The organism is Neisseria sp. P0022.S010, assembly GCF_051956635.1.
Genome location: NZ_JBQCXF010000381.1, coordinates 1 through 2,882, shown reverse-complemented (window position 1 = coordinate 2,882; position 2,882 = coordinate 1). Strand labels below are relative to the sequence as shown.

Below are 2,882 nucleotides of genomic sequence, written 5' to 3'. Positions count from 1 at the left end.
CCCATTAAGGATAACGCGTGATTAAAAACAAATATTCCACTCGATTCAAAGCAACCCTCTTAGCGTTTCTGCTGCCGGCTTCAGGCATCATGACCGCATACGCCATTACCGACCCTCAACCAGCACATACCGATTTCAAAGTCGAGCGTATTTCCGAAGAGCTGCCTGCCGTTTATGTGGAAACCAATACCTATCAATCCAGCTATTGGGTGCAAGAAGTTGTCCAAGCCGGCGACTCTTTGGCAGACGTTTTGACGCGCATGGGTGTCAACCAAGAAGACATCAAGCAAATCATGGCGAAAAACAATGCCAACCTCGACATGAAAAACCTGCGGACCAACCAATCCGTCAATATCCGCATCGACTCTTCAGGCCAAGTGACCGACGTTCAATTCTTTACCGATGAAGAATTGGAACGCAACTTGGTGGCTTTGGAAAAAGTCAAAGGCAAATGGCGCATTTCCAATGCTGAAATCGACATGAAAACCATGCCGACCCTGCGTTCCGTGCAAATCCGCACATCCGCCATCGGCGATATGCTCCGTGCTGAAATCCCTTCCGAGGTGTATATCCAGCTCAAAGAAATCTTTGCCGATTCATTCAATATGAGCGACTTGGGCGAAGGCGATACCGTGCGTCTTTTGTACAACAGCATGTATTTCCGCGGCCAGCAAATGGCGGTCGGCGATATTTTGGCGGCTGAAGTGGTTAAAGACGGCAAAACCTACCAAGCCTATTATTACAGCCAAGGCAAAGGCGACGAAGAAAGCGGTAGCTACTACGACCAAAACGGTAAGTCCCTACAACAAAAAGCAGGCTTTAATACCGAGCCTGTTGCGTACACGCGCATTTCTTCCCCGTTCGGCTACCGTGTCCACCCAGTTCTGCATACCGTCCGTATGCACACCGGTATCGACTATGCCGCGCCGACCGGCACCCCGATTAAGGCCGCTGCCGACGGTGAAGTGATTTTCAAAGGTTGGAAAGGCGGCTACGGCAATACCGTGATGATCCGCCATGCCAACGGTGTGGAAACCCTGTACGGCCACATGAGCGCGTTCAGCCCTGCCGACGGCAGAGTCCGTGCCGGCGAAGTGATTGGTTTTGTGGGTACAACCGGCCGTTCGACCGGCCCACACCTGCACTACGAAGCACGCGTCAACGGCCAGCCGGTCAATCCGACTACCGTCGCTCTGCCGACGCCGAAATTGACCCCGACCAATATGGCCGCGTTCCGCAAACAGCAAAAAGATGCCAGCACGATGTTGTCTACCATCCGTTCTTTGCCGGTTTCCGTAGCGCAGTTGGATTAAATAAGATAAAGGCCGTCTGAATAAGGTTTCTTTCAGACGGCCTTTCCTATTAAAATCGATACCCTCATCACGCCCACGTTTACTCAGAGAAAACTTATGTCTGCTTATCAGCCCATTATCCAATCCCTGCTTGATACCGACCTGTACAAATTCACCATGCTGCAAGTCGTGTTGCACCAATTCCCGCAAACCCACAGTCTCTACGAATTCCGTTGCCGCAACAAAGAGATGGTGTATCCGCTGGCCGATATTCAAGAAGACTTGGAACGCGAACTCGACTCCCTGTGCCAGCTGCGCTTTACCCATGACGAACTCGACTATCTGCGCAGCCTGCGCTTTATCAAAAGTGACTTTGTCGATTATCTCGAACTTTTCCAACTCCAACGCCGCTTCGTCCAAGTCAGCCCTGATGATCAAGGCCGTCTGAACATCCGCATCGAAGGCCCGATGATACAGGCGATGTTCTTCGAGATTTTCATTCTTGCCATCGTCAACGAACTCTATTTCCGCCGCTTGGAAACGCCTGCCGTCATTGAAGAAGGCGAGCGCCGTTTGCAGGCCAAAGCGCAACAGCTGAAAGAAATTGCAGCTACACAAAATCCGAATGATCCGCCGTTCCTTATTTCCGATTTCGGCACGCGCCGCCGTTACACCCTCGCATGGCAGGAGCACGTTATCCGCACCTTATTAGAAGCCGCTCCCGATATCGTGCGCGGTACCAGCAACGTTTATCTGGCCAAAAAAATCGGCATCACACCCATCGGCACCATGGCGCACGAGTTCCTCCAAGCCTTCCAAGCCTTGGACGTACGTTTGCGCAATTTCCAAAAAGCCGCGCTGGAAAGCTGGGTACACGAATACCGCGGCGACCTCGGCATCGCCCTGACCGACGTGGTCGGCATGGATGCTTTCTTGCGTGATTTCGACCTGTACTTCGCCAAACTCTTCGACGGCCTGCGCCACGACAGCGGCGATCCTTATGTTTGGGGCGACAAAGCCTACGAGCATTACAAAAAACTCAAAATCGACAGCCGTACCAAAATGCTGACCTTTTCAGACGGCCTCGATATTGAGCGTTCATGGGCGTTGCACCAATACTTCAAAGACCGTTTCAAAACCAGTTTCGGTATCGGTACCAACCTGACCAACGACTTGGGGCACACACCTTTGAACATTGTCTTGAAGCTCGTCGAGTGTAACGGCCAATCCGTTGCCAAGCTCTCCGACTCCCCGGGCAAAACCATGACCACCAACAACACCTTCCTCGCTTACCTGCGTCAAGTGTTTGACGTACCGGAGCCGGAAGAGAAAGCCTAAAAACAAAGGCCGTCTGAAATATTCAGACGGCCTTTTTAAATTAATCCATATCGCTTTCGGGTAATTCTGCCGACCCCATGCGGCGCAGGATGATATTGGTTTTGTTGTGCATTCGTTTGCTCTTAGGGTGGTCTGCGTAAAACAGCGGAGCCGGAACGCGTGCCGTGAGTTTGGCGGCTTGTTGGCGGGTGAGGGCGGAGGCAGGTTTCTTGTAGAAATACTGGGACGCTGCTTCCGCGCCGAATACGCCGT

At 52.2% G+C, this 2,882-nt stretch carries 3 protein-coding genes; 2 read left to right on the top strand and 1 reads right to left on the bottom strand.

Annotated elements, in window-relative coordinates:
* Positions 1 to 17: 17 nt before the first annotated feature.
* Both ACTHUT_RS17035 and pncB read left to right on the top strand, forming a co-directional pair.
* Positions 18 to 1,313 carry a peptidoglycan DD-metalloendopeptidase family protein gene (locus tag ACTHUT_RS17035; protein ID WP_250601245.1) on the top strand — a complete coding sequence of 432 codons (1,296 nt, stop codon included), beginning with the start codon at positions 18 to 20 and terminating at the stop codon, positions 1,311 to 1,313.
* A gap of 96 nt (positions 1,314 to 1,409) precedes the next feature.
* Positions 1,410 to 2,630 (top strand): nicotinate phosphoribosyltransferase, encoded by a 1,221-nt coding sequence (gene pncB, locus ACTHUT_RS17030; protein ID WP_049328867.1) that lies wholly within the window; start codon positions 1,410 to 1,412, stop codon positions 2,628 to 2,630.
* A gap of 40 nt (positions 2,631 to 2,670) precedes the next feature.
* Here the strand turns inward: pncB and ACTHUT_RS17025 are convergent.
* Positions 2,671 to 2,882: transglycosylase domain-containing protein (locus ACTHUT_RS17025; protein ID WP_440419160.1), on the bottom strand; the 212-nt coding region annotated here is incomplete at its 5' end.

Bases quoted from the DNA above. Each gene is read 5' to 3' on its own strand.
- pncB (WP_049328867.1), top strand. From the start codon at position 1,410: ATGTCTGCTTATCAGCCCATTATCCAATCCCTGCTTGATACCGACCTG.